The sequence below is a fragment of the Psychromonas sp. KJ10-5 genome (assembly GCF_055808325.1).
Window position 1 is genome coordinate 2,324,827 of sequence record NZ_CM147864.1, and the last position, 25,540, is coordinate 2,350,366.

Sequence of the window (25,540 nt, forward strand, 5' to 3'; positions counted from 1 at the left end):
ATTAACTTTAGAATGCTAGGATGCAGTAGATAATGAGTACAGGTATGTCTCCCTCACACTTTTTAACGTGGTTAGATCCCATAACACAATATATGCCAACTTGGTTTCAACAAGGTGGCTCTATTATGTGGTTATTGCTATTACTGTCGATTATTACTAACGTCGTTATTTTAGAGCGATTATTCTTTTGGTTTATTTACAGTTTACAAAAAGAACGCTACATCGTACAAGAATGCTTTGCCGCCCTAACAAGACAACAAAAAACCGAAGCTTTACTTGCTTGCCAAGCTCTTAAAAGTCCTGCGTTAACTATGCTTCAAGAAGGCATCAATCTATTACCTTTATCACCTAAAGAGCGCATGACTTATGCTCAAAAAATACAGATAAGTCAAATGTCACGAGGTCAAAAGTTATTACGTTCAGCTATGTTTATCACCCCTATATTAGGCTTATCTGGTGCGCTGTTAATATTGACTCAATCCTTTGATATGTTTAGCCATCAAACAATACAAGATGCAGCAGTAATTATTCCTAGTATTGCTCAGGCACTTATTCCCCTTACTTGTAGTGTTGCGATACTGCTACTTATTTTAGTACCACATCAACTATTTCGTTCTCTATTGATAAAGCAAACATTACATCTAGAAAATATCAGACATCAGTTCCATCATATTTGTATGCAACATCACCTAGTTCAAACTTCAGAAGAAGCTCCCTCCCCTAAAGAAGAAGTCGTTAAACAAGAAAATAAACCGGTATCAGAGCAACAAGAAATGCCATACCACTATGAGTTCTCAGATGAAACAGGTGAGGTGCACGTAGCGATTCATGAACAAACAGAAGCAATTAAGCAGGTTCCTCATTCAGCCATTGCAAAAATGTATAATCAGGAATTAGCCTTAGGAAAAACGAAATCTTACGAACATACTAATAAACTTCAATAGGCACTCGCTTAAGTAATCTAGATAGAGTAAAAATATTCCATGAAAACGTCATATCATTATTTTACATTTATTATTATTAGTCTGTTGTTGCACTATTTATTCTTTTATTTAATAGATATTAACTCAGAGAGTGAGCAAGCACTTAGCAATACTCAACTTGTCAACACTCAGCCTATTGCAGTGCGAACTATTACAGCTCAAACTAACAAAATACCTAACGCTGCCACTAATTTAGATGAATCAAAGTTAGACACACAGATAGATGAAGCAGAACAAAGTATAGATGCAACGACAATCAGCGCTGACAATATAATGACCACGCATAAAGCAGCTGAAATAGATGTTAAAAATCAAACGCTTTCAGAGCAGCAAACGAAGATAGAAGCAGTTTACACACCAGCACTCAATACTGAAAGTCTCAACACATTGCAGACGCAACGGATTCAAGACGAACAAGCAAAGCAAAAACACATTGAAGAGGAAGCATTGGCAGCCCAACAAGCGATTGTGACGCAACCAGAGCTTATTATAACTTCGACAGTTCAAAGCGATGGCGATGACCTAAGTAAAGAGCAGCTAAAACTCAGTAATGCAGGTTATTCAGTTAACCTTAAAACACATAAAGCAACTGAAGCCGCTTTATTAAAAGCAGACCTATTTGAACAAGAAATAGTGAATTTACCTAAGTTACCTAAGAAAAGAAGTGTTAAAAAGAAGGTGTTGGTGAGTTCTACAACATCGCCAATAAAAACACCAAAACCAATAAGTAATAACTTAACAACTGCAAACACGATGCATGAAAGTGTAATCAACGACAAAGCAATAGCTAAAACAACAATTAAGACAACAGCTAAAACCGCTAAACCGACCTTTAAGCCTAAAGTCGATACTGAATTACTTAGCCTAAGCGACACCATTAAATTACCGGAAGCCGTTGCCATATCAGGTAAAAAACCCAGCTACCCAGAGGTTGCAGCGAAACTAAACAAAAAAGGACAAGTTGTCGCGTCTATGACAGTATTACCAACAGGCAGCACCAAGGAGGCAGAAATTCTTAAATCCAGTGGGTCTAAAGAGTTAGATCAGGCTGTTATAGAGTTTATCGTACAGGAGCGTTTTATGCCTAGTTTACAAGGACAGGATAAAGTATCTAGCAAACAGGTATTCTCATTCAGTTATGAATAATTCATCGCCACTAAAGTATAAGCTGCTCATATTAACTAAGCAGCTATCGCTATAACAACGATAAACTACACTGTTATGCAGACATACTCCCGAGGAGCGATGATATGAAATATTTAATGATAGGATTAACAGAGTTACTGACATTGTCAGCAGCGGTAAATTTGGATGCCGAAAGCGTAGAGATAGCATTAAGGACAAGCTAGATAGTTATCAAAATGATTCTTGTTTAGATATCATTGGAGGAAAACAAATAGCCCCTCAAAAAGCTTACAAGTACATACTTGTTATAAGCTATAAAGGCACTCTGGCTAGCGGATAACTTTTTGAAAGTAACAATATTGCCAAGACCCTTTTTTATCACTCAATTTAATGTCTGCACACATTTATCAGAAAGAAAGGAAGACGCTCTGAGAACACCAAGGGACTTCTTCTTCTACTCACTCCAAAAAAGTCATCTCACAAAAATGTAGCGAAAACCGCGATATTTTCCCAACAGTGTTTTACCCGTGTACTGGCATTTAATAAGTGATTCATTAGCCAGCTATCACAATAATAACAATAACTGTTAATACTACACTAATCGACTAACGAGGCCATTGACGATTGATATTAGTTGTTGTTTAAAGCATAAGTTGTCCTAATATTTTAACTTAAAGCTAGTAAATACAATATTCTTATTTTTATAAAAACCACAAAAATAAAGCATAAGATGGCATATAAAAAATAAAACAAAGCATAAGTTGTCATTATATTTCAATTTTTAAATGTTGATAAAATCTACTTTTAACGGACTCTACATATAATGGGTAGCGGCTGAATTGGTCAACAATAAACTGAGGGCTTAACTCCATGTGAGTTAATTCATTTTGCATTCTTTGAAAAATTTGCAAAAAATACACTGGTGAGCAAGCAGTATAAATCTCATCATCGAAATCTATATCTGTTTCATAAGGCATAAATAACACATTAATATCCTTTCTGAATTTATCGATAGTAATAAAATAATAGGTTAATGTATTGCCTTTTTTTTCTGGTTTTAACCAACGTTGAAATTGTTTCTTTATTCGACTTATATCTGGATCTACTTCGTGTTCCAATGACCCAGGATTCTGTGCTTTAACAATATCTCTATAGTAGACAGTACTCTTGATCACTTTTCCTGAATATTCTTGTTTCTCCCATCTTTCTTTAGCAATTTTCAAGAGCAGAGTATTGGACTTAATTAGCTTTCCTTTCTCGCATAATTTGGGGAGATATTTTTCAAAAATGAAATGACTTTTAAGATCGGATTCATGTACGAGAGCAATCAAAACCTCAAAGATTGCTACTAGGCTTAAAACTTTTGCAATGTTGTATTTGATTTTTTCATCTGGCTTATTTTCCAAATCTTGCGATTGGAAATTATCAAGTAAAAGCCATTTAGCAATATAATCATTCGTTAATTCTTCTGAAATACTTGAAGGTTCTTTTCTACACTGTCCGATAAAGTCTCGTTCGGTATGGCACAAGTGAGTTACGTAATTCAAAAAGGGTAAAAGATGTTCACATCCTCCCACTTTGTTAACTTTATAAATTGCACCATTGACCAAGCAAGCCAAATCAAACCAACCACCATAGTTTTCATCAGCCATACCATCAGGAATAAATGCTTTAAGATCAAGTGAGGGGAAAGTAATTTTATAAAGTTTGATTAATTCATCAATATCGAGCAGCCCTTTTCTCACTTTTCTAAAAAATTGGTTGTCTGCATCAAAAGATTTACCTTCGGGGTTAATCAGATGATCAAAAAATAGCGCAGGTCATGTTGGACTGCGTTTTTCACCTTATAGGCCGTAGCGAAGTTATTAAGTTATATATTGTGTAGCTCTTTAAAAACAGGAGAAGTAGTTTTTCCTTTTTCTGTATTAATAAATTACAAGCTCATCCCCGCCCCATTAAATTTCAGCCATTTTTTTGCTTCATCATAATCAGGCATTACTTTTTCAATTGTTCGCCAAAATTTAGGGGAATGATTTCTATCTTCTAAGTGAGCAAGCTCATGAACAATAACGTAGTCTAATACGCTTAAAGGTAACATAGCGCATTTCCAATGAAGGTTAATAGTGCCTTTAGATGTGCATGACCCCCATCGGTTTTGTAGTTCCATCACACGAATGCTAGATGGTTTAAGCTGCATTTTAGGTTGATAGAGCTTAAGCCTTTCATCCAGTCGATTTTGTAGTTTTGTTTTATAAAACCTTTTAAAGTGTTCTGGTGCATCAATTACTTCTGATCTTAGTAACTTAAACTGTCCATAGTGAAAAGAGAGTGGTTCCTCTTGCTCTGTCACAAGTTTTAAACGATAGTTCCTACCAAAGTACAGGAAACTTTCTCCATTCACGTATTCACGATGAATTCGTGTTCGATTAAGATCTTCCCATTCAGCCAGGCTTTTATAAATCCAACTTCTTTTAGACTCGATAATTTGCTCTATTTTATCGACATCAAAAGGTGCAGGCGCAATAACCAAAACGGAGCCATCACGTTCAATATAAATACTTGTTGTTTTACGGTCACTTTTCTTTAGTTGGTAGCTAATATCCTTATATGTGCTGACACTTTCGATATTAACCACTAATTATCACCTTTCGATTTTTTACTTGATAAAATGTCTAATTCTCTTCTCTTGGCTAAGTTTAATAGCTCTACTGTGACTAGTTCGAAAGATTCTTCTAAAGCAGGAATTTCACTCAAGATAAATATTTCCTGAATTTTCCCTTCCAACTCATCAACCATATTGGGTCTATCCCAAAAGTTAAGACCTTCAATTTTCTCAGCCATCGTTTCTATAATTTGTTCAACGACCTTCTTAATGGCCGTTAACTCATTCGCCTGACAATTTCCATCAAAAGCTAATTCAATAATAAGGTCAGTGAACGGATCTCCAGCAGTAGTATCTTTCCCTCGACCTTCATCAATTTTTTCTCTTAAAGTTCCCAACTCAAGCAGCATTTGATCCCAGTTTTCATTGTATTTTTTAAGAATGTCTTCAAGCTTTTCACTGAATCGCTTATACATTACTGGGTCATCGGCTTCATTCACCTTACAGTGCTTGCGAATGGCGTGCTCCATCTCACTAGCTGCTGCGCGGTCATCTTTATGCTCGTTCAACGTGGTTATAAATTTATCTGAAAATAGTTCTACAGGCGGTACTTTAGGGTTGATACCTAAACTAACCAAATGCTCACTAACAAGCTTTCTCACCTTCTCTCCTGCACCACCAATATTGATCGAGTCATCCTTATACCTTTCTCTCGCTTTCGCTTGTAAGTGACTAAATTGATACATTGGAATTTTGTAAGGATGAGCTAATTTATTTGGCAAAATTATATCCATGCTCTGCATGAATTTTTTAAGGTAAACATTAAAACTATCGCGTGTTTTAACGTCTTCTAAAGATTGAATTACCGCTTCAGTTACCTTGTATCTTTCAATATCAGAAGTTAGCTTTTGTTGAACGAGGTTTTCAACTTGATTGATATTCTTATCTTCAAACAACTGTACCAATTGTCTATAACGGCTTTGTAATACTGGCATTTCAGATTCTACAGATTTGAACGTAGCTAAAATATCTTTTTGATCTTTACCAGAATATAGAGATAAAGCTTCTTTTAAGTTCTCAGTTAAACCAATATAGTCCACGACATAGCCAACAGTTTTACCGGGGTATGTTCTGTTAACACGCGCTATTGCTTGTAGTAAGTTATGTTCTTTGAGCTTTTTATCAATATACATAACCTGCTCAATTGGTGCATCGAAACCAGTTAACAGCATGTCACAAACAATTAGAAATGCGATACCAGTGTCTGGTTTTTCATGGTCAAATTTCTTTTTGAAATTTTCAACAGCATTACGTTTACGAGACTGATTTCGAGAAGCAACAAATGCTGCCTTCTCATTTGTGCCATCAGAAGAAATAACAACCATAGCATCAAGGAATTCTACTTGCTTTAAAAGCTCACTATCTTGCTCAATAGTTGGCTTTTCCTTTTCTTCTTCAGCCCATTGTTTTAAGGCTTTTCTTATATACGTTTGATAATGCAGTGCCGCTTGTTTTGAAGAACAAACTACCTGACCTTTATAACCGCTAGGTAATACTTTTTGCACATAGTGTTTAACAAGATCATTGGCAATTTCTTCAATGCGGTCCTCTGCCTCTAGTATGTCACCTGTGGCACCGTATTTTTTGCGAATTGCAGCTATTTCTTCATCACTTCTATCTTTGAATAGGTTATCAAATTTTGTATCAAAGCCGTGTTTATCATAGATTGCAGAATCTGCCGTTTTACCTTCATACAATATTTGCAATGTCGCGCCATCATCTACCGCATCTTGAAGCTTATATTCATCAATATAAGGCTCATCTGGGTTATTACCAAAGCGCTTCCATGTAGGGTCGTTATGGTGATCTGCTATTAGTGGCGTACCAGTAAAAGCAAGACGAGTCGCATTTGGAAATGCATCAAACATATTGTCAGATAAGCTAGATTTATCTTGGCCTGTTTTTTGTGTGCGATGCGCTTCATCAATCATGATAAGCACTTTGTCTGAAGGGTTAACTTCACCAAAGCTTTCGAATAATTTTACAATATTATCCTTATCGCTTTTAGCAGCGTACTCAGAAGGTGGTTCAGCAACAGACTTGCCAAGAGCTTCATTTAAATAGTCAGGAGTATTGCTATCATCATCTTCCCTAAACTTGTGTACCATCACCATATTTAGTGTCGAGCGATCATCACTTAACTCACTTTTAACTTCATCGCTACTAGATATTTTATAAACTTTTTCACCCGTCAAGTCAGCCGTTACACCTAACTGTTTATCCAAATCTTTTCTGTCATTTACCATTAACACTTTATAGTCTTTTAAGTCTTCAGTACTTCGCATCTTGCGCACTAAAAAAACCATAGTTAATGATTTACCACTACCTTGTGTATGCCAAACCACACCAGAACGCTCATCACTCGTTTCACCAGTTCTGATACGTAGAATAATCTTATTAACTGCTCGGTATTGCTGATAACGTGCGACCACCTTAATCCTTTGTTTACCTGCATCCATAAACAAAGTGAAGTTATTTGTTATATCAATCAGGTTTCTTGGGTGTAACATGCCCTGAACAAGTGTTTCTTGCTTTCGGTGCTTTCCTGATGTTGGATCTACGTAAGGTGTATCATCTGGATAGATGGTCTTCCAATTAAAGTAGTATTCTTCTGTTGAGGTAATGGTGCCGAATTTTGCATCATCACCATACATTCCTATCATCAACTGGTTGCTATAAAACAGCTTCTCTTCACCCTCAATTAGCTGAGAGCCTTCAGGTTCACGTAGGTCAGCATAACGCCTTAACTGTTCAACTGCTTGGTTCATCGGGTCTGAAGTAAAGCTATTCACATCTTTACACTCAATCACAACTAGTGGAAGACCGTTAACGAATAGTACTACATCAGGAATTATGCATTCTTTAACGCCAGCCGGGGTATCAATTCGGTACTGGTTAATTGCAATAAAGCTATTAGCTTTCCAGTTATCAAAATCAATAATTTTTATCGTAGGGTTTTGCTCACCAGTGACAGTATTTTCATCTACTTGCCACTTCTTTATGCGATCCATAAACTCTTGATTGTTTTCAAGCAGGCTTTTTACACCAAAATCAGTAAAATCGTCATAAAGCCCATCAAGTTGCGCATCTGTTAGCCAGCATTGTTCATCAATGGTATTAAGCAAGCTGATAGCCTTTATAAATTCGCGCTTAATTACACATTCTCTGAAGTGATCTCTATAACTAATACTAGGGTCTTTAGGTATAACACTTGAAGAGTGTTCAATCACTTGCCATCCCATAGTTGCGAGCTGATTTAAAAGAGGCTTTTCTACAAATTGATATTCAGACATTAAGCCTCTCCAACTGGTTCTGGTACTAACACATAAAACACGAACTCTAAAAAATTAGAAATAGTCGTTCTTTGATTTTCGATATCATCATCAACCCAAACGTGATGCTCTGGGTTAAGCTCTTCACGCCAATCATGTAATTGACGAGCAATTTCTTGTGAAACGATTTTCTTTTCTTCTAATGCATTGATACGTTTACTCAAGGTTTCACCAGTGATTTGTTTAAAACGTATTTGTTTTGAAAAGCGCAAATTGAGTACTTCTTCAAGATATACGCGAGGCTTACAACTCAACTTATCCGTGCTTCGTTCAACAAAATCAATTAATTCTTCGGTATTTAAATGGTGAGCTGATTTTACAAAAGCATCTTTATTACCAACCTCTAAATATGAACCTTGAGCATTTTTCTTAATTTCGATAAGCGCAATATCATCTTTTGAAAATCCATGTACTTTTAAGAAATTAGCAACACCATCTTTAAAGTGACTAAGCATAATTACTTGCTGGCACTTATCAGCCAATTTAACCAGCTTACTATGCGTTTGCCCAACTCTATTCTCATCAAATGAAGTTACGGGATCATCAAAAATGACAATTGTCTTTGCTACGATCTCATCATCAAGTGAGTCTAACGATGCTAGAAAGATTGATAAGCCAAGTGAACGCCTATCAGATTCACTGAAAATCTTATCTAAATCCTGCTCAGCAATATCAGTCCCTTTAAACTTAACTTTAAAGCTATAAATAGGTTTATCACCACGAGGTTCATGCTTATATTCAAGCTTAAAATCTCGGCTACCCAAATCGTTAAAATGTTTATTAATTTTAGTAAAGTACTCCTTTAAATAATCACCTTGCTCATTACGCAGCGACTCTTTCAGTTTCGGAATACCTTCTTCTAGTTTGCTAATTTCTTTTGATAAAGCTACATGGTCATTACAGGCATCATTCTTCTCATATCTATCAACATGCAGAGCCAGCAGAAGCCCTTCTGATTTTAAGCGCTCAAGATCTTTTTCAATTTGCTCAACTTCAAATTGCGCTTTAAAATCGTTAGCTCGTTTGTTAAATGTTTGGTAATAAGTATTAAGCAATACTATGTCAACAGATAACCCATGAAGAAATTGATCAAATTCCGTTACATCGATGGTTTCAAAGACCTTCTTTGGATCTGCTAACTTCGCCTCAATAGTTGAATTAAACTCGCCAATTATTTTGACAGCCAACAAGATTAGTTTATCGATTTTTGTTTGTATTAAAGCATGGGAGTCTTTGATATTAGATATGGTTTCAGGAATTTCACCTTCGTTAGAAAGTTCAGGGTAGCTACCTGTGACTAAACTAGCGTTTTCAATTGAAGACTTAAGCTTTTCTATCCAATATTTAGTTAACAAAGGATGATGCTGAGTTACCGCAGATTTCACAAAGCCTTCATGCCTTGCAAACTGATCATCAAAACACTGACGATAAAGGTCTAATAATTCATTGGCTTGTGGTGAAATCATCTGGCCACAGAAGTGACAATTATCGCCATCGAGTAAGCTTAAACCTTGTTTAATCCACTGTTCAGCACCTTCTGGTTTTACAAAGTGTTTTTCGATATGACGATTCAATTCAGCTTTAGCAGCTTCATGTGGGTTGTCTAATCCCGTATTTAACACATTGTTTATAGCAACTACTGCATCACTAAAATCCGTAGCCACTCTCTGGGGAAATAAATTTTTTCTTTCCCTGATGGCTTTGCTTGCTCTCTTTTGTGAATTGAGCAAAGCGTAGTCTTCACGTTTATTTTCTAGCGCGACTTTAGTTGCATCAATGTCGGCTACTAGTGGCTCAGCAATGAACGATTTTACATCATCTATTTTGGATAATTCGCTTTGAACAAGCTTTTTCAGATTAGAGCGTTTTTCTTTTAATGATTTATTCTTTTCCGAAATTATTTCAGCTTTAGCGACACCTTGAGAGCCTAGAATAAAATCACTAAAACACTCTTTGGTAGTTCGGGTCAGTGTTCTACCTAAAAATACGTTTTGGTGATAAAAAGCATCATCATAAACCGCTAAACCCAGATGACTAGGTAACTTATTCGACCAATTACCATTACTGAAAATGGCTTTTATTTCTTCCTTACCATCTGCATCTAAAAATTTAAGCTCAACTCTCTGAGCTGAGCCATCCTCTGGAATACTTTTCCTTGCTGTGAGTGTATCCGCTTCATCAGATTTTAAAGATGAAAATATATCGCCCAAGGTACTTTTACCATAGGTATTACGACCATACACAAGCGTGAGCTTTTCAAATTGGCTTTGACTAGCATTACAGTTTTTATAAGTACCAACATTTTTTATTGAGGAAATCCGTTTTAGCAAAACTACTCCTTAACTGACTAAGTTAGATATTATTAGCCGTTACTAATTCTTTTATAAAGTTCAACAACTACTTCATCATTGGCTCTTATGTACATATCAGCGATTTCTTTAGCTACTGAACTACCGCCTTGGCCTAGAGATATTAGATTATTGAATATTGTTTCCAAAGGCTCTAGATCATACATATAGAAAGGTTTTGAAAGTGCAACCTTCCAGATATCAGCTGCATCCAATGCATGCATTTCACTTAACCTTGCTAACTCCACCATAAAGTCCATTCCATTGTGATCATCATTAATGAACGGGGCGACTGCAATCAACCACTTTTTGGACTGCTCATCTAACTCTTCTACATATTCAGCCCACAGCGCCAACTTTGAAGCTAACGGTCTTCTGTCACCAGCTTGCTGTTCGATAATTTGAACTAAGTCCGGCCACAAAGCGAAAACAAGTTCTTTGGTCATATCGATATTTTGATCTCTTATCGACCACAAAAACCAAATCACTTTGCTTAATTCATTATCATTATTACGATCGAGAAGAAGTCTTAATAAACTATCGTCATCAAAATTTTCTCTTTTTTGAATATGCACAATGCAAATGTATTCAATAAAGCGCTCTTTAACAGTATCAGATAAATCATCATGATCTAATAATGCAGTATAAAAGCCTTTTTCCTTAAACATCTGATGTATCTCAGGGATCAGCCATGCAACATACGAATATGCTTGAACTGCGCAAACCCACTGAAGTGAATTTACATTACCAAACATTCTCTCTAAATTACGATGAGTCCAGTCGTTAGATAAGTAAAAAAAGTTACGGATATACATCAGTAAGATTGTAATGAATTCATACTCATTAGCTGATTCGGGCTTAAGCAATTCACTATCAAACGTTGGTAAATATGTAGCCCAAATTTCTTGATGTTCTGTTGAGTTTTTCTCAACGTTTCGACACTGATACAGAGCTAACTTTAAGTAAGCTTCTATACACCTACCTCTTGGGCTATTGATTGCAATAGATACAGCATCAGAATCTCTACCAAAGTCTTCTCCCGCTGCGCGTTCAAGAATTATTTCTAGGATGTTTTTTACACCATCAGCTAAATCTAAATTAAAAGCTCTCTCATCTTTTTCACACCCTGATTCAACTAAACGGCAGAAAGAGCTAATTACCCAGTCCTTATCACCTATGAAGGGAGCAGATTCAGTGTTGTCATTTGACTCCCAAAATGAATTATCGTTAAATACCTTTGAAGAGAAACCTAAGATTTTAGGCCACAGCTCACTCCATGAGCGTTGTGCTTTGTCTGTCCACAACTTGGAATAAGCCGTAAATATCTGATTTAAATAGTGTGGTTTAAGCTTAGTGAATGCGTCTAAATTATTAAGCACTTCACAGCTATCAAGTAAAACTAAGTCTTCAAACGTATTAACTAACCCTTCAATACCTGGCTCATTAAAGTGGCTAACCACATTATACTCATTTAAAAAGCTAACTAACTCATTAGTATTTTCAAGCATTACTGCTAACTCGGAGACCGATACAGGAGAAACGTCTACAGCAACACCACCACTCATATAACTTGAAAAGTCAGGATGGTCTGGCTCAACATCCGTAATATCAATACAAGCTTGATATTTAGTTTGAGCTATCTCACTTAAGTCTTTAATTGCAGCAAACCAATTTGATTGCTTGTACGCTGTTGGCTTGTCTTGAACTGCCCCTGTGTCTTCATTCGTCACTGATAGAGATTCTATTACAGCAACAATTGACTGTTGCTGCTGTTCGCATATATTAGGAAAGTTCTTATGTAAAAAATGCCAAAGCTCATGCCGATACTTATCGTTAAAATGACTAGGTTCTATAACTAAATCTATTACTTTCTCATCAAGTTTATTAAAGCACTCACTAGCGACATGGATACCAATTCGCTTGATTGTCTGGTAATCGCTATTGATAATCTCAGTAAGTTTTTCTAATGCATTGGCATCACTAGTTGTTTGAGCGTAGCCTAATAAAGAATCTCTAAAAAGCTTTAAAACGATATCGTCTGCATCATTTCTTCTACTATTTTGCTTATGTTCAGGTATTGCGTTACGCCAAATGTTTGACCACTTATCATTGCCATTAATATCCAGTACTTTTTTAAGCTTTAGCTCAAACAAGTTTATAGCTACCAAGCCAAGTTTTTCACCTAACTCTAACGCTGAATTATCAACAAATTTACCAGCTAAATAATCATCAAACCCAAGTACAGCTTCTTGTCTATTATTAGAATATCGCCCTTCGACACTGTTAATTGTGAATAATTTATCTAGCAGGTCTATGGCAAAAACTATTGATTCCTCGCTATTAACCTCAACAAGTTCAATAACCCATTCACTAACTTCTTTACTAATAAGATGTCGATCAAACTTGTCAATTAACCAATAACCAATGCAATCAAAATCATCAACCGTTAAAATCTCTAATGGTATGTTTCTCAGTATCTTACTGAATTGCCACCATGTTCGATAATTACTGCGCTCGTTTGCAATAGCATACTGAGTTACTTCTTCAATAAGAGTTAAATATTTTGGGGCCATTTCAACATCATTCACCTCTTTTAACTTTAGAGATGATGCAACTAGATATTCAGTTATGGGCCAAGAAGGAATTTGGAAAGTATTGTCTGAAGTCTCAATTGGTGTGGGATTTAGCTCTGGTGAAAATAGCCCATGATCTTTAAAAGCGTCAAACCATATTGTGCTATCAACTTTTTTAAATAGCCAAGGTTGTAGAGCTGGATCATCAATAACTCGTTGTAAAGCACTACGCTGCTTTGCACTTAGCTCATTACTCATCGAGATCTGCCTCTAACGCGGCTAACTTGTCGGCAAGAGCTAAATCATTAAACTCAAGTTCATTTCCCCACTTTTTAATAATGGCTTGTTGCTGAGCATAATCTTCATGGTCACGAGGAAATATTATTAGTTGCGCATTAAATGACTGCTCATAATAATCTTTTAACTTCTTAAATAACGGCTCTTCAGCATTAAAGAAACCTTGTAGAATAAATAGTCTTTTTTGAGGTTCTTCTTTCTGGTCACTAGACTTCAATACATATTCAAGTATTTCAGTCTCTTCCAACCCATAACCAAGAAATAATACAATTTTGCTTGAAAAAAGGTGGGTAAGAAATTTGGGAACTTCGTCAGAAACATAATGCTCTAAGTAATCTTTTGTTGTAACTATCATACTTGAAGGGTCATCCACGCAGCCATGTAGATGAATTACAGCACCTTTAGTATCTAACTTAGCGTTCAATAAGTCTTTTCGTTTGAAACAACGCCAACTTGTTTCTGGTTTTCCGTGAGATAATTTGGGCTTGATCAATTTGTCGTAATTTGTAGTTACAAAAGTACAATCATATTTATTGATAAAGTCATAAACATCACACCAAGGCTTATCTAATTGAAATATTTTTTTATAATCAACCTTCGCACCATTGTCATCATCTAATATTTTAGCAATAGATAAGCGCTTTCTTGGATCTGGAAGCGCATTAATTAATGACTTTTCATGATGATCTATGACCTCATTCTTTACTAATTGATTGACAACAGCATCAGCAAAGCCATCCCAAGATGGGTGTCCCGCCATTCTTGAAATACCAGCCCCTATAAATAAGACTAAATTCCCTGCTTTTGCAGCCTCTATTATTTCTTCGGGTAGCTTAGGTTCTGCTCTTAAAATTGCCATTAATTAACCTGCTTTTTGCCTGTTAGTAAGTCTTGCATCAGCCCCTTTTTCTTTAGCTTTAGTTTTTCTAGATATTCTTTTTCAGTGATAATTCTAAAGTTAATAGATGAAAGCCTTTTCGTTACTTCTTTCTGCTCATCTCCAGTTGGCACTTTGATAAGCATCTTTGCAAGTTGGCTTTGAGTAATCTTAGGTTGAGCACTACCAGATACTATGTTTTCATAATTTATATTTTCGAGGTATTCTGTATAAAAATCGATGTCCATACCAACCTTGGTTGTCATAATATGAGCATGATTATTAACCCAAATCTGTCCTTTTACTTTGAAAGCTAATGGAAGGTTTCGAGACAGCACATTTTCACCATCTTCGCCTAATAAGATAAATGAACCTTCAAAAATAAAATCATTAATATAATCAATAATTCCACTTGCGCCATAGTACGGGTATTGTCCCCCCATGCTAGCTCTATCTTCTTGCTTTAACGGAACTCTCTGACGGTCCAGAAAGTTTAAACAATTACATAATGGTTCTACTCCCCACCCCTTAGGAATCCAGCCTAACTCTGTTTCTTGATATAGCTCAGGTAATTCTTCATAGCTTGGGCGTAACTGACCATAGTTTTGGTTGGTTTCTGGTGTTCCAGAAAGCTCTATGCCACGAGTGAATAAATCCGCCATCATGCCTTTTTTAACAGAAGTATATTTGTCGATAAGGTTTTGGGTTTGGTCAATTAGGTTATCAACAGTGCTTAATAGCTTGGCGATTTTATTTTGTTGCTTAATAGGCGGTAAAATCAGCTCAAATTTATTTAACTTTTGCTGTTGTATGCCTGTTACAGTAGATCCTGTAGAACGCTGAAACAACCTTGTTTGAAAGTCATCTCCTCTCATCAAATAAGCTATATAAGTGCTATTGGCAACTTTATCATTTATCTTTAACAGGATTACTCTCTGACTTAGAATGTATTTATAATTGTCTGGAATTTGGGCAACATTACCCAAAGGCGCTTCCATAGTAAACACAATATCGCCTAGCTTACACTCACCTCTTGTCATCCACTTATTGTAAAGTTCAATGCTACCCAAATGTGCTTCTTTTTCTTTATCTATATAGCCCCGCTTAACATTATTAGCTGACAAGGATAGTATTTCACCGTTTCCCCAGTCCATACCAATTTTTAAAGGGGTTCTCCCTCTAAAGTCGATTACTTTATCAACTACATTTTGAAATGGAACGATATCCCAATCGGTTGCTAAGTTACTCATAACCTAACTCCATCAAAAAATCATTTAGCAAGGCTGCTTGTTGGTCGCGTTCAAAAAGAATATCTTTCACTGTAATCGCGTACTTGTTATGAAGGTTTTCAACGACCTTTACTAATTGAGCTAGCAACTGACATAAGTAGTGAGCATAACTAGCGACCATTTGTTGTTTAAAGCGTGCTTCAATTAACTCCTTTGCTTCCTCAGGTGTAATTTTCTCACGCGCAGCATCAATTAACTCTTCTTTTTTCTTTTCAGCTTCTTTGATACCACCCTTTAAGTCTTTCAGTTCTTTTTCAAGTGCATTATGCAACTCCAGCTTAGTATCAATTACGCTGTTAGCTGTGGTTAGCTTTTCAATGCCTACTTCAAGCAGCAAAGCTCGTGTAGGATCTTCTTTTTTGGCAAATTTTAGCTCTTTTTTTAAATCGCGAAGTTGACCATTATTCTCTTTTTTCGCATCTTTAAATGCTTTTACCTGAGGTTTTGACAATATACCAGATTCAGATTCTTGCTCGTCTTCATTATCTTCTTCAGGCGTTTCATTTGCCGCAGCAAAGAGTGCTTCAAGTTCGGTAATTCTGGCAGTATCTTTTTTCAAGCTAGCTAGTACTTCAGGAAATTGTGATGCTAGAATTTCTTCATCAGGGATCAGCTCAGCGTTCCAACCTGAGTTAGCGATAGATTTTAGATCTGCCTCATATTGCTTGAAGTTGCTGGCCATCGCACCGCGAACCTGGTAAATAGATAACAAGTTTTCAGGTAATAGCGCAGTCACAATACTATTTAACGCATCACGCCTTAGGTCAAATACGCCTTTAGACCCTAATTTATCATCGCCAAGCTGGTGAAATGCTGGTAAGAATTGCGTATCCCACCATTGTCTTAATTGAGTGTTAAATGCATCATGTTTGGCAATAAGCTGCGGGTGATTCTCAATAGTAATTTTAATATCAGCTTTGCTTTCAATTATCTCATTAAAAGAGAAGTAGTAACCACTAGCTTGTTTAGGGTGCCCCGAAGTAAATAAGGCTTCTTTTAGGTTTGAGTAATTTTGCCAATGTGAATCAAGACTGTTTACTTCATCAGCAGGAACGCCACCGTTTAAGTGTGCTTTTACATCCTGTGACTCTGATGCCGGACTGTTATCAACGTAACGTCTGATATTTAAGTTGAACTCTTCGTCTTCAAGCTCACTAACAGGCACTGCTCGTGCGTACTTCTCGATTTCATTTTCTGTGTTTGACGTTAAAGCGCCATAAACATGAGTGATCTTTTCAATGTCTTCTGGACGAAGGCTATTTTGATTTTTACCTTCTTTGTATTCTCGGTCAGCATTGATAAATACTACGTGTTTGCGCTTAGCTGCATTTGCTTTGTTAAACACTAAAACACACGCAGGAATGCCAGTACCGTAGAATAAGCCTTGTGGTAAGCCGATAACAGCTTCAAGAATGCCTTCTTCAACAAATCGTTGGCGACATATTTTTTCTTCACCACCACGGAATAACACTCCATGCGGCATTACTATTGCCATTTTTCCATCTTGCTTGAGTGAAGCAAGCATATGCTGTACAAACATGAAGTCAGCTTTTTTGCCGCCTTCAGGCAACCATGTGTGAAAACGGCCTTGATGTGTCATGCCATCACGACTGTAGTTCTGCGAAAATGGAGGATTCGCGATCAGCCGTGAAAAAGTGCGTATCTCGCCATTGGCATCGACATGTTGAGGTTTAGCCAGTGTATCTTCATTCTGAATATTCGCACCGCCAACACCGTGTAATATCATGTTCATTTTACAAATAGACCATGTGGTGCCGCTATCTTCCTGCCCAAATAAATCTATTTTGCTTACGTCATCACCCGTTTCTTCAACGTATTTTTTACTTTGAATCAACATGCCACCACTACCAACAGTAGGGTCGTAGATCTCCATACCTTCACCGGGCTGTAGAATCTCAACTAATAAGCGAACCACTTCTGAAGGGGTGTAAAATTCACCGCCTTTTTTACCCGCGCTATCGGCAAAATGCTTAATTAAATATTCATAAGCAGCACCAAGGAGGTCTGGAAATTCAAAGTCGTCATTAGTTAGCGGGATAGTGTTAAAGTGTTGGATAAAGTTAACGAGAACACTATCTTCCATAGGCTTTTTGCCTACTTTTTTGTTGAAGTTAATGTGCTTAAGTACGTCTTCCAGACCCTTTTTAATATTCGCATCTTCAAGAGCTGCAAGTGCTTTATTTAACTCAGTACCGACATTCTTTTTAATGTGTTTTATGGTTGACCATGCAGCCGCTTCTGGTACAAAGTAATCAAACTGTGAGGGTAATGAAACGAGCTTTTCAATTGCAGACTCTGACTTACCTTCTTTTGCTAAGCGTGCTCGAATAGCGGCTTTATCAGCTTCAAATTGATCAGACATACGTTTTAAGAACAACATACCAAAAATATATTCTTTGTATTCTGATGCATCCATTTTGCCACGTAATATGTCACATGCTTTAAATAGTAGGCTTTCTAATTTAGTTAGTGTCAGTTTATTGCTCATATATGCTTACGCTTTCCAATTAATTATGTTTTCAATAAGTGTACTTACCATCATACCTAAAACTCCTGATTTAATTGAGGTTTATATCAAAATATAAATATATAAAAAACTAGACAAATAAACATGTCTCGTAGAAATATGCATGCCTTATAACTACATATAAGTTATCTGTTGAATCATAATTTCTGTTCTATTATTAGTTTATTAAGCACTAAGGTATTTTATGATGTTTTTAGTCAGACCAACTCCCTTAAAAAGTGAACACCTACTTAGCTATCTGCTACGCCTTTCTATTGTTAATGGTTTTAAAAATACAGTTCAATTATTACGCTGTATTGATCTCCCCCTAACGAATAATCGTCTTCCACCTAAGAAAGTGGCTCTAGGGAACTTTCCCATTGAGTTACTACAAAAAGAGTTAAACCTAAGAACTAATCAATTATCAGCCACTTTGCTTCATCAAGTTGACGATAATTTTTATCGATTTAATCAGCTTATCATTCCAACTTCATCGATTAATTTTTCAAAGCCAACATTCTGCCCACAATGCTTTAGCGAAGAGTCAAATCAGCCTATCCATCATTTGTTACTAGCCGTCACTCATTGTCAGAAGCACCAATGTGTACTTATTGATTTTAATGTGCGTAATGAGAAACGTTTAACTTGGTCAACGCCTGGTTTACCAACAATTATGGAGGACGCTTCCTCAACAGTGAGAAAAGAGATTATACCAACCGTTACCTGCAACATTAATCAATTACTCTTATCACCTTCAGAACGATTGTTAATAGACAAACAGCAGTTTGACCTCAAAAACTACCTTGTGCTTTTACACTTTTTTGCCCATTACCATCAAAGAAGCTTTAGCAATCAAACTAAACGAGCATTACAGCTTCCTAACGAGCAGAGGGCTAAACTATACAACACTGCTAGCAATTACCTCAATGACTGGCCTACAGGCTTCTATAAGCTTCTTAATCGCTTTATTATTAACCCTATGGCACAAAGAGGAGAAACTGGCATCAGGCACTATTTTCGAGATTTATACGATGAAATATATTCAGGTGCACAACAGGAGATTTTTGCTTACCAATTCTTAATGGGTGCTTTTGAGAGTTATCTGGAAAATGAGTTTTCAGAATCAGCTTTTACTAATAGCTTAACGAGAATAAAGATGATCTTCCCTCAAATCTGTAGACATCTTATATTTAGAAACTGAAATTTAAAGAGAGATGTTATGAGTAATAATAAATACCCCCAAGAATTCAAAGATGAAGCTGTTAGACAAGTGATAAATAATGGTTATTCAGTTCCTGATGTTGCCAAGCGTTTAGGTATTTCTGATAAATCCCTCTATTACTGGGTCAAAAAAGCAAAAGTTCCACCAACTAAATCAGCCGAGCAGGATGAAATTAAAAAGCTTAAAGCCGAGCTCAAGCGGGTAACCGAAGAAAGGAATATTTTAAAGGAAGCCGCCGCGTTCTTTGCAAGCGAGTCAAGGAAAGATACGCATTCATAAAAACCAGGCTCAATGTTTATCGCGTTAAATCGATGTGTTTAGCGCTTAATGTTCATCGCAGTGGTTTCTATGCTTGGCTTAAACAGCCAGAATCTAAGCAGAAGCAAGAGAACAAACGCCTCCTAGTGCGAATTAAAGAAGCATATGCAGAAAGTGGAGGAGTATATGGAAGTCCTAGAATAACACATGAGCTTCGTCGACTTGGTGAAACCTGTGGAGAAAATCGCGTTGCTCGATTAATGAAACACAATAAATTGAAAGCCAACATTGGCTATAAGCGTCGTTTCTTTAAGTCATCGGTACCATCACTCATTGCAGATAATCATTTACAGCAACAATTCGTTGTATGTGAGCCTGATACAGCTTGGGTTGCAGATATTACCTACATAAAAACGAATGAGGGTTGGTTATATTTAGCGGTTGTTTTAGATCTATTCTCTCGAAAAATTATTGGTTGGTCTATGCAAGCTAACATGGGTAAAGATATCGTAATTAAGGCGTTGTTGATGGCGGTTTGGAGGCGAAGTCCTAAACAAAAAGTGATCGTTCATAGTGATCAAGGAAGCCAATATGGCAGTGGTGATTATCGTGACTTTTTAACATCGAATAATCTGGTGCCAAGTATGAGTCGTCGAGGTCATTGTTTGGATAATGCAGTAGTAGAAAGCTTTTTTCATTCACTAAAAACGGAAAGAGTTAAGCGAAAAATCTACGAGGATCGTAATACAGCTCGAGCAGACTTGTTCAATTATATTGAGATGTTTTACAATCGGAAGCGATTACATAGCCACCTTGGCCATGTGTCTCCTGATGAGTATGAAAAAAGGTACTTAATCGAGAATTAATGTGTCTACAAAGTCGGGGGAAGATCAAATATCTGATTATTTTTTACAGAAACTTTAACAAAGTATAAAAAATCAGGATCAATAGTGACCTTTGAAAACTTATAGAGTAGACATAAATTCTCATACATATACTGCTTAGTGATAAATTCATCTGTAATTAAAAAAAGATCTTTACCAAGTTCTCTTGCTGTTTTTTTCTGCTCAGCAAATCTAAGCTCAAATTCATCATCTCGTTCAACATCTTTTTGGTATTTAATTTCATAATAACAGGATGATTTTTCATAAAAGGCTTCAAAATCGGGTGTGTACCAGTGCCTTTTCCCACCATACCAATATGCAATAGCGGTTGGCTGGGCTTCATATTTTATCACTTCATTGTCAAACTCAAGATAGTAACAAAAATCAGATTCAAGTGGGCTCTCAGTTAAAGTTGGAGAAATGTCAGATTTTATGGAGGGAAACTTAGTGATGCTTTTCGACAAAAGGTTATTTAAATTTCGTTTTTTAGGGGCTTTGAATCGGTTCATAAATATCTCCTTGATACTAACACTTTAGTACCAATTAGATATTTATGCCAACTTATGCTTTATACTTTAGGACAACTTATGCTTTCTATATGACAACTTATGCTTTATACAACATTAGTCAATCGCAGCCATATCACCACTTTCTTCTAACCAAGTTTTACGGTCACCTGCACGCTTTTTAGCTAATAACATATCCATCATTTCTAACATTTTATCTGCGTCTTCGATGGTTAGTTGCACTAAACGACGGGTATTTGGATCCATGGTGGTTTCACGCAGTTGTAATGGGTTCATTTCACCCAAACCTTTAAATCGCTGCACATTTACTTTGCCACGCTTTTTCTCAGCTTCAATGCGATCTAAAATGCCATTCTTTTCAGCTTCATCAAGGGCATAATAGACCTCTTTACCAATATCAATTCGATATAAAGGAGGCATAGCAACATAAAAATGACCTGCATCTACAACCGCTCTAAAGTGCTTTACAAATAGCGCACAAATCAGTGTGGCGATATGTAGTCCATCTGAATCGGCATCGGCTAAGATGCATATTTTTCCATAACGTAACGCTGATAAATCACTAGAAGCTGGGTCAATACCAATAGCAACTGAGATATTATGGATCTCTTCAGAATTTAGAATGATATCCGACTCGTCTTCCCATGTATTCTTGATCTTTCCGCGTAGTGGCATAATCGCTTGAAACTCTCGATCTCGGGCTTGTTTTGCACTCCCTCCCGCCGAGTCACCTTCCACTAAAAATAACTCTCCGCGCTCCGGGTCTTGTGTCGAACAATCCGTCAACTTACCTGGTAAAGCAGGCCCTTGAGTAACCTTTTTACGTGCCACTTTTTTACTTTTACGATTTCGTGTTTGAGCGTTGTTAATACAAAAGTCAGCAAGTATTTCAGCTTCAGTCACATTGGCGTTTAACCACAAACTAAATGCATCTTTCACAACACCGGAAACAAACACAGCACATTGGCGAGACGATAAACGTTCTTTCGTTTGCCCTGCAAATTGAGGCTCTTTAATTTTAACTGATAAGATATAACTACATTTATCCCAAATATCCTCTGGGCTTAACTTCAAGCCACGCGGTAGTAAATTACGAATATCACAAAACTCACGCATAGCATCCAATAACCCCTGACGGAAACCATTTACATGGGTCCCGCCTTGCGCTGTCGGAATAAGGTTTACATAACTCTCAGTAATTGAGTCGCCACCTTCAGGTAACCAGACCACAGCCCAATCGGCCATTTCATTGTTAGCAGAGAACTTACCAACAAAGGGTGCAGAAGGTAGTAACTCATTTTCAGCAACAGCTTCTAATAAATAGTCATTAAGACCATCTTGATAGCACCATTCATAATTATTTTTATTTACACGATCTTTAAATTTAATGCTTAAACCCGGGCATAAAACAGCTTTTGCTTTTAACAAGTGCAATAAACGAGACACGGAAAATTTAAAGCTATCAAAGTATTTAGGATCAGGTCTAAAGTGAACGCTCGTACCGGTATTACGTTTACCACAAACACCTATTTCACTTAGTTCTTCAACTTTATCGCCATTTTCAAAGGCGATATGAAACACTTTTGCATCGCGACGAATCTGTACATCCACTCGCGTTGATAAGGCATTTACTACTGAGATACCTACCCCATGTAAACCACCTGATATTTCATAGTTTTTACCAGAAAATTTGCCCCCAGCATGTAGCTTACAAAAGATTAGCTCGACACCTGTTATTTTCTCTTCTGGGTGAATATCAATAGGCATACCTCGACCATCATCTATGACTTCTAAAGATTGATCTTCATGCAAAATAACTTGAATTGAACTTGCGTGGCCGGCTAATGCTTCATCTACAGAGTTATCAATAACTTCCTGACCTAAATGGTTAGGACGATTAGTCTCTGTATACATACCTGGTCGATGGCGAACGGGATCTAGTCCGTTTAATACTTCAATGGAATCCGAATTATACTGTTCGCTCATGCATGCACCTATTTGACGTCTATTATGTAGTGTTGATCTTGGGTTATTTTTCTGTGCTTAAGTTAACACAGAACAAATATATTGATTGTATGTATTTAATAAAGAAAGTGAATTATTTCTGCTAAGTAGCGTTCGAAACCAACAAAACTATGATCGCCTCCCTTCTCACAAGTTATTTTACACTGAGAGTACTTTTGTAAAGCATCGCGATAATCCAACACTTCATCGTCTTCTTGTAACAACACCCAAATATTTTCAGGGTGACTTATATTGTCAACGTTCAAAGCAACGAGTTGCTGAACATAATCTTGATCAATAAAGTAATCTTCCAATAAATGCGGATGAGTTTGCTTACCTTGATAGCGTGTCAATAATAAATCAGGCGTCACCGCTGGATTAATCAAAATCACCTTCGCCGTATATTGTTGTGCGACTTTAGTTGCTAAAAATCCGCCTAAAGAGCTACCCATCACAGTAATTTCACAACCGGTATATTGATTAAAAATAGATTTAATCGTTTCCCACATTTGTTGAGGAAAAACGGGAAGTTGTGGACAAACAAAATGGATATCGGGATGTTCTGAAGCTAGGTATTCACGCATTTGTTGCGCTTTTAATGAACCAGGAGAACTGTGAAAACCGTGTAACGAAAGTAAAACTTTAGTTATATTAGGGTCTCTCATTTTACCTCTTTATATAATATTAATAGCCTGTTGCGTTTTCATCTGTTGTAAATTCACCAGCTTTGAGTCGCTCTACTTGAGTTTCTATTTTACCTGACTTTGTTAATACTAAATAGCGATATCCAGGCGGTTTATCATCAAGTGCGAAATCATCACTTTGAGGTTTAAACTGAACACAGGTTGACGGGCTCGTTATATAACGTACTTTATTTTTGACAGTATCAAATGATTGATGAACATGACCAGATAACACCGCATTTACGTTATTAAATTTACTAATCAGTGCGATAAATTGGTCATTGTTTTTAAGAATATGCTGATCTAACCATGCTGCTCCAACCGGTAAAACATGATGGTGTACCGCAATCAAAGTATGTTTATCAGGATGTTGTTGTAGCTTTTGTTCAAGAAATGATAACTGTGAGTCACTTAAATGGCCGTATGGCACCCCTGAGACTTGGGAATCTAATAAGATAATTTGCCAATGTTCGCTAATAATTTGCTTGGTTTGTGCTAACCCTTCAGCCAACAACGATGGCAACATGATTTCTTGCATATCATGATTACCCGGCAACCAATAACAAGGCATCTGCAATGTTTTGATACGGTCACTAAAATCCACGTAAGATTGAGCAGAGTGATCTTGAGATAAATCACCGGTACATAATACCGCCGCACACTGCCCCGCATACTTTGCAGCATGTTTGATAATGGCATCGTAACTGGTAACGGTTTTAATACCCAACAGATCTTTTTCACTATCAGCAAAAAGGTGAGTATCGGTAATTTGTAATAGCTTTATATCCCCTTCGGGGTCAGGCACTAGGTTTACAATTGTCTGATTTACACCATTCATCTATTATCTGTTTCGCTCTGCTGTAATGAAAAAGGCTACTAACTACAGTAGCTTTAATGAAATTTAAGCTAATTATTTTACCATCGTCATAAAAATGAAAATGATTTAATCGTTAAAAATGTCGACAGCGCCACATTTCCGATAAATGAAAGACAAAAATTGTATATTGAGTTAGATATTTAACCCCTCTTTGTGGTTAAGCTCCAACCACTGCAAACCAATAATAGTAATGCCATTATTAATCTTACCTGTTTGTACCCATTTATAAGCTTCTGCCCTTGATACCACATGTACACGAATGTCTTCACCTTCATCGGCTAAACCGAATACACCTTGCACATTAGTGCTGTCCACATTCGCAATAAATAAATCAACGGTTTCAGTAGAGCCACCAGGGCTAACAAAGTAACTCAACATGAATTGGCAGTTTTCAACCACTAAACCAGCTTCTTCATAAGCTTCTCTTATCACAGTTTGTTCCGCGCTTTGCCCTTCATCGATCATACCGGCAATCAATTCTAATAACCAAGGGGAGCGGTCAGAATCTATTGCACCTAAGCGAAATTGTTCAACTAATATCACCTTATCCTGAGCTTTATCATAGGCTAATAAGGCTGCTGCTTTACCTCGCTCAAAACACTCTCTTTCGATAGGCTGATTCCATTCACCCGAAAACAGTTTATGGCGAATAGTCCATTTATTACATTTAAAAAAACCTTTATAAAGTGGTTCATTAGATATTATTTCAACATCATTTTTATCGTACATTTTTTCATCCATTATTTTTTATTTAAGGTATCTAAGCATTAGACTTAATAACACTCTAATCGCTTTAAAAAATATTACTTTGTTCGGTTATTATTGATAGATTAAATGAAACTCATAAATGCATAAAACGCACTAATAAACGATTTACTCGTTTTTTAAAAAGTTATACGATAATCGTAATAATTAATTGATTAAAATTAATAATTACAGGTCTATATAATTTAAAAAATAACCTTTAAAAATCATTTGGATAGCGTAAAAACATCATAACTAAGTTGGAAAAAATACGAGTCTATTTATATTTTCATTGTATTTCTAAGCAACAAATAATAGTTAATAATAG

The 25,540-nt window shown here is 36.5% G+C and carries 17 protein-coding genes; 4 read left to right on the top strand and 13 right to left on the bottom strand.

Annotated elements, in window-relative coordinates:
• Positions 1 to 32 precede the first annotated feature (32 nt).
• Together AC0L3W_RS10285 and AC0L3W_RS10290 are read left to right on the top strand one after the other, a co-directional pair.
• Positions 33 to 944 (top strand): MotA/TolQ/ExbB proton channel family protein, encoded by a 912-nt coding sequence (locus tag AC0L3W_RS10285; protein ID WP_290040553.1) that lies wholly within the window; start codon positions 33 to 35, stop codon positions 942 to 944.
• A gap of 39 nt (positions 945 to 983) precedes the next feature.
• Positions 984 to 2,129: an energy transducer TonB gene (locus AC0L3W_RS10290; RefSeq protein ID WP_409438961.1), complete on the top strand. Its 1,146-nt coding sequence runs from the start codon at positions 984 to 986 to the stop codon at positions 2,127 to 2,129.
• 746 nt (positions 2,130 to 2,875) lie between these two features.
• Here the strand turns inward: AC0L3W_RS10290 and AC0L3W_RS10295 are convergent.
• The 8 genes from AC0L3W_RS10295 to AC0L3W_RS10330 all read right to left on the bottom strand — a co-directional run bounded on the left by AC0L3W_RS10295 (position 2,876) and on the right by AC0L3W_RS10330 (position 17,995).
• On the bottom strand, positions 2,876 to 3,853 hold the full coding sequence (locus AC0L3W_RS10295; protein ID WP_409438960.1) for a hypothetical protein: 978 nt from the start codon (positions 3,851 to 3,853) through the stop codon (positions 2,876 to 2,878).
• 188 nt (positions 3,854 to 4,041) lie between these two features.
• A complete protein-coding gene (locus AC0L3W_RS10300; RefSeq protein ID WP_409438959.1) occupies positions 4,042 to 4,743 on the bottom strand; it encodes a M48 family metallopeptidase in 702 nt (233 codons plus the stop codon).
• Positions 4,743 to 8,063, bottom strand: a complete 3,321-nt coding sequence (locus tag AC0L3W_RS10305) for a type I restriction endonuclease subunit R (protein ID WP_409438958.1) — start codon at positions 8,061 to 8,063, stop codon at positions 4,743 to 4,745. Before AC0L3W_RS10305 ends, AC0L3W_RS10300 begins: the two co-directional genes overlap by 1 nt.
• Positions 8,063 to 10,432 (bottom strand): AAA family ATPase, encoded by a 2,370-nt coding sequence (locus AC0L3W_RS10310; protein WP_409438957.1) that lies wholly within the window; start codon positions 10,430 to 10,432, stop codon positions 8,063 to 8,065. The genes AC0L3W_RS10305 and AC0L3W_RS10310 overlap by 1 nt, the downstream gene beginning before the upstream one ends.
• A 32-nt stretch (positions 10,433 to 10,464) precedes the next feature.
• Positions 10,465 to 13,281, bottom strand: a complete 2,817-nt coding sequence (locus AC0L3W_RS10315) for a hypothetical protein (RefSeq protein ID WP_409438956.1) — start codon at positions 13,279 to 13,281, stop codon at positions 10,465 to 10,467.
• Positions 13,274 to 14,179, bottom strand: coding sequence for an SIR2 family protein (locus AC0L3W_RS10320; RefSeq protein ID WP_409438955.1), 906 nt, complete (start codon positions 14,177 to 14,179; stop codon positions 13,274 to 13,276). The genes AC0L3W_RS10315 and AC0L3W_RS10320 overlap by 8 nt, the downstream gene beginning before the upstream one ends.
• Complete coding sequence (locus tag AC0L3W_RS10325) at positions 14,179 to 15,447, bottom strand: restriction endonuclease subunit S (protein WP_409438954.1); 1,269 nt, start codon at positions 15,445 to 15,447, stop codon at positions 14,179 to 14,181. The genes AC0L3W_RS10320 and AC0L3W_RS10325 overlap by 1 nt, the downstream gene beginning before the upstream one ends.
• Entirely contained in the window at positions 15,440 to 17,995 is a 2,556-nt protein-coding gene (locus AC0L3W_RS10330) for a type I restriction-modification system subunit M (protein ID WP_409438953.1), read from the bottom strand. The genes AC0L3W_RS10325 and AC0L3W_RS10330 overlap by 8 nt, the downstream gene beginning before the upstream one ends.
• A 223-nt stretch (positions 17,996 to 18,218) precedes the next feature.
• Here AC0L3W_RS10330 and AC0L3W_RS10335 point away from each other — a divergent pair, with 223 nt between their 5' ends.
• Together AC0L3W_RS10335 and AC0L3W_RS10340 are read left to right on the top strand one after the other, a co-directional pair.
• Positions 18,219 to 19,214: a TniQ family protein gene (locus tag AC0L3W_RS10335; protein ID WP_409438952.1), complete on the top strand. Its 996-nt coding sequence runs from the start codon at positions 18,219 to 18,221 to the stop codon at positions 19,212 to 19,214.
• A gap of 18 nt (positions 19,215 to 19,232) precedes the next feature.
• A protein-coding gene (locus tag AC0L3W_RS10340; RefSeq protein WP_409438951.1) for an IS3 family transposase occupies positions 19,233 to 20,359 on the top strand; the annotation gives its coding sequence in 2 pieces (ribosomal slippage) (positions 19,233 to 19,467 and positions 19,467 to 20,359; 1,128 coding nt in all).
• Between the two features lie 5 nt (positions 20,360 to 20,364).
• Here the strand turns inward: AC0L3W_RS10340 and AC0L3W_RS10345 are convergent.
• From AC0L3W_RS10345 to nudF, 5 genes are all read right to left on the bottom strand, one after another.
• Positions 20,365 to 20,886: a Tn7 transposase TnsA N-terminal domain-containing protein gene (locus AC0L3W_RS10345; protein WP_409438950.1), complete on the bottom strand. Its 522-nt coding sequence runs from the start codon at positions 20,884 to 20,886 to the stop codon at positions 20,365 to 20,367.
• A gap of 114 nt (positions 20,887 to 21,000) precedes the next feature.
• Complete coding sequence (gene parE / locus AC0L3W_RS10350) at positions 21,001 to 22,890, bottom strand: DNA topoisomerase IV subunit B (protein WP_290040557.1); 1,890 nt, start codon at positions 22,888 to 22,890, stop codon at positions 21,001 to 21,003.
• Positions 22,891 to 22,985: 95 nt separating this feature from the next.
• Positions 22,986 to 23,573 (bottom strand): YqiA/YcfP family alpha/beta fold hydrolase, encoded by a 588-nt coding sequence (locus AC0L3W_RS10355; protein WP_290040559.1) that lies wholly within the window; start codon positions 23,571 to 23,573, stop codon positions 22,986 to 22,988.
• Between the two features lie 19 nt (positions 23,574 to 23,592).
• Complete coding sequence (cpdA, locus tag AC0L3W_RS10360; protein WP_290040562.1) at positions 23,593 to 24,429, bottom strand: 3',5'-cyclic-AMP phosphodiesterase; 837 nt, start codon at positions 24,427 to 24,429, stop codon at positions 23,593 to 23,595.
• 171 nt (positions 24,430 to 24,600) lie between these two features.
• On the bottom strand, positions 24,601 to 25,197 hold the full coding sequence (gene nudF, locus AC0L3W_RS10365) for an ADP-ribose diphosphatase (protein WP_290040564.1): 597 nt from the start codon (positions 25,195 to 25,197) through the stop codon (positions 24,601 to 24,603).
• Between the last annotated feature and the right edge of the window lie 343 nt (positions 25,198 to 25,540).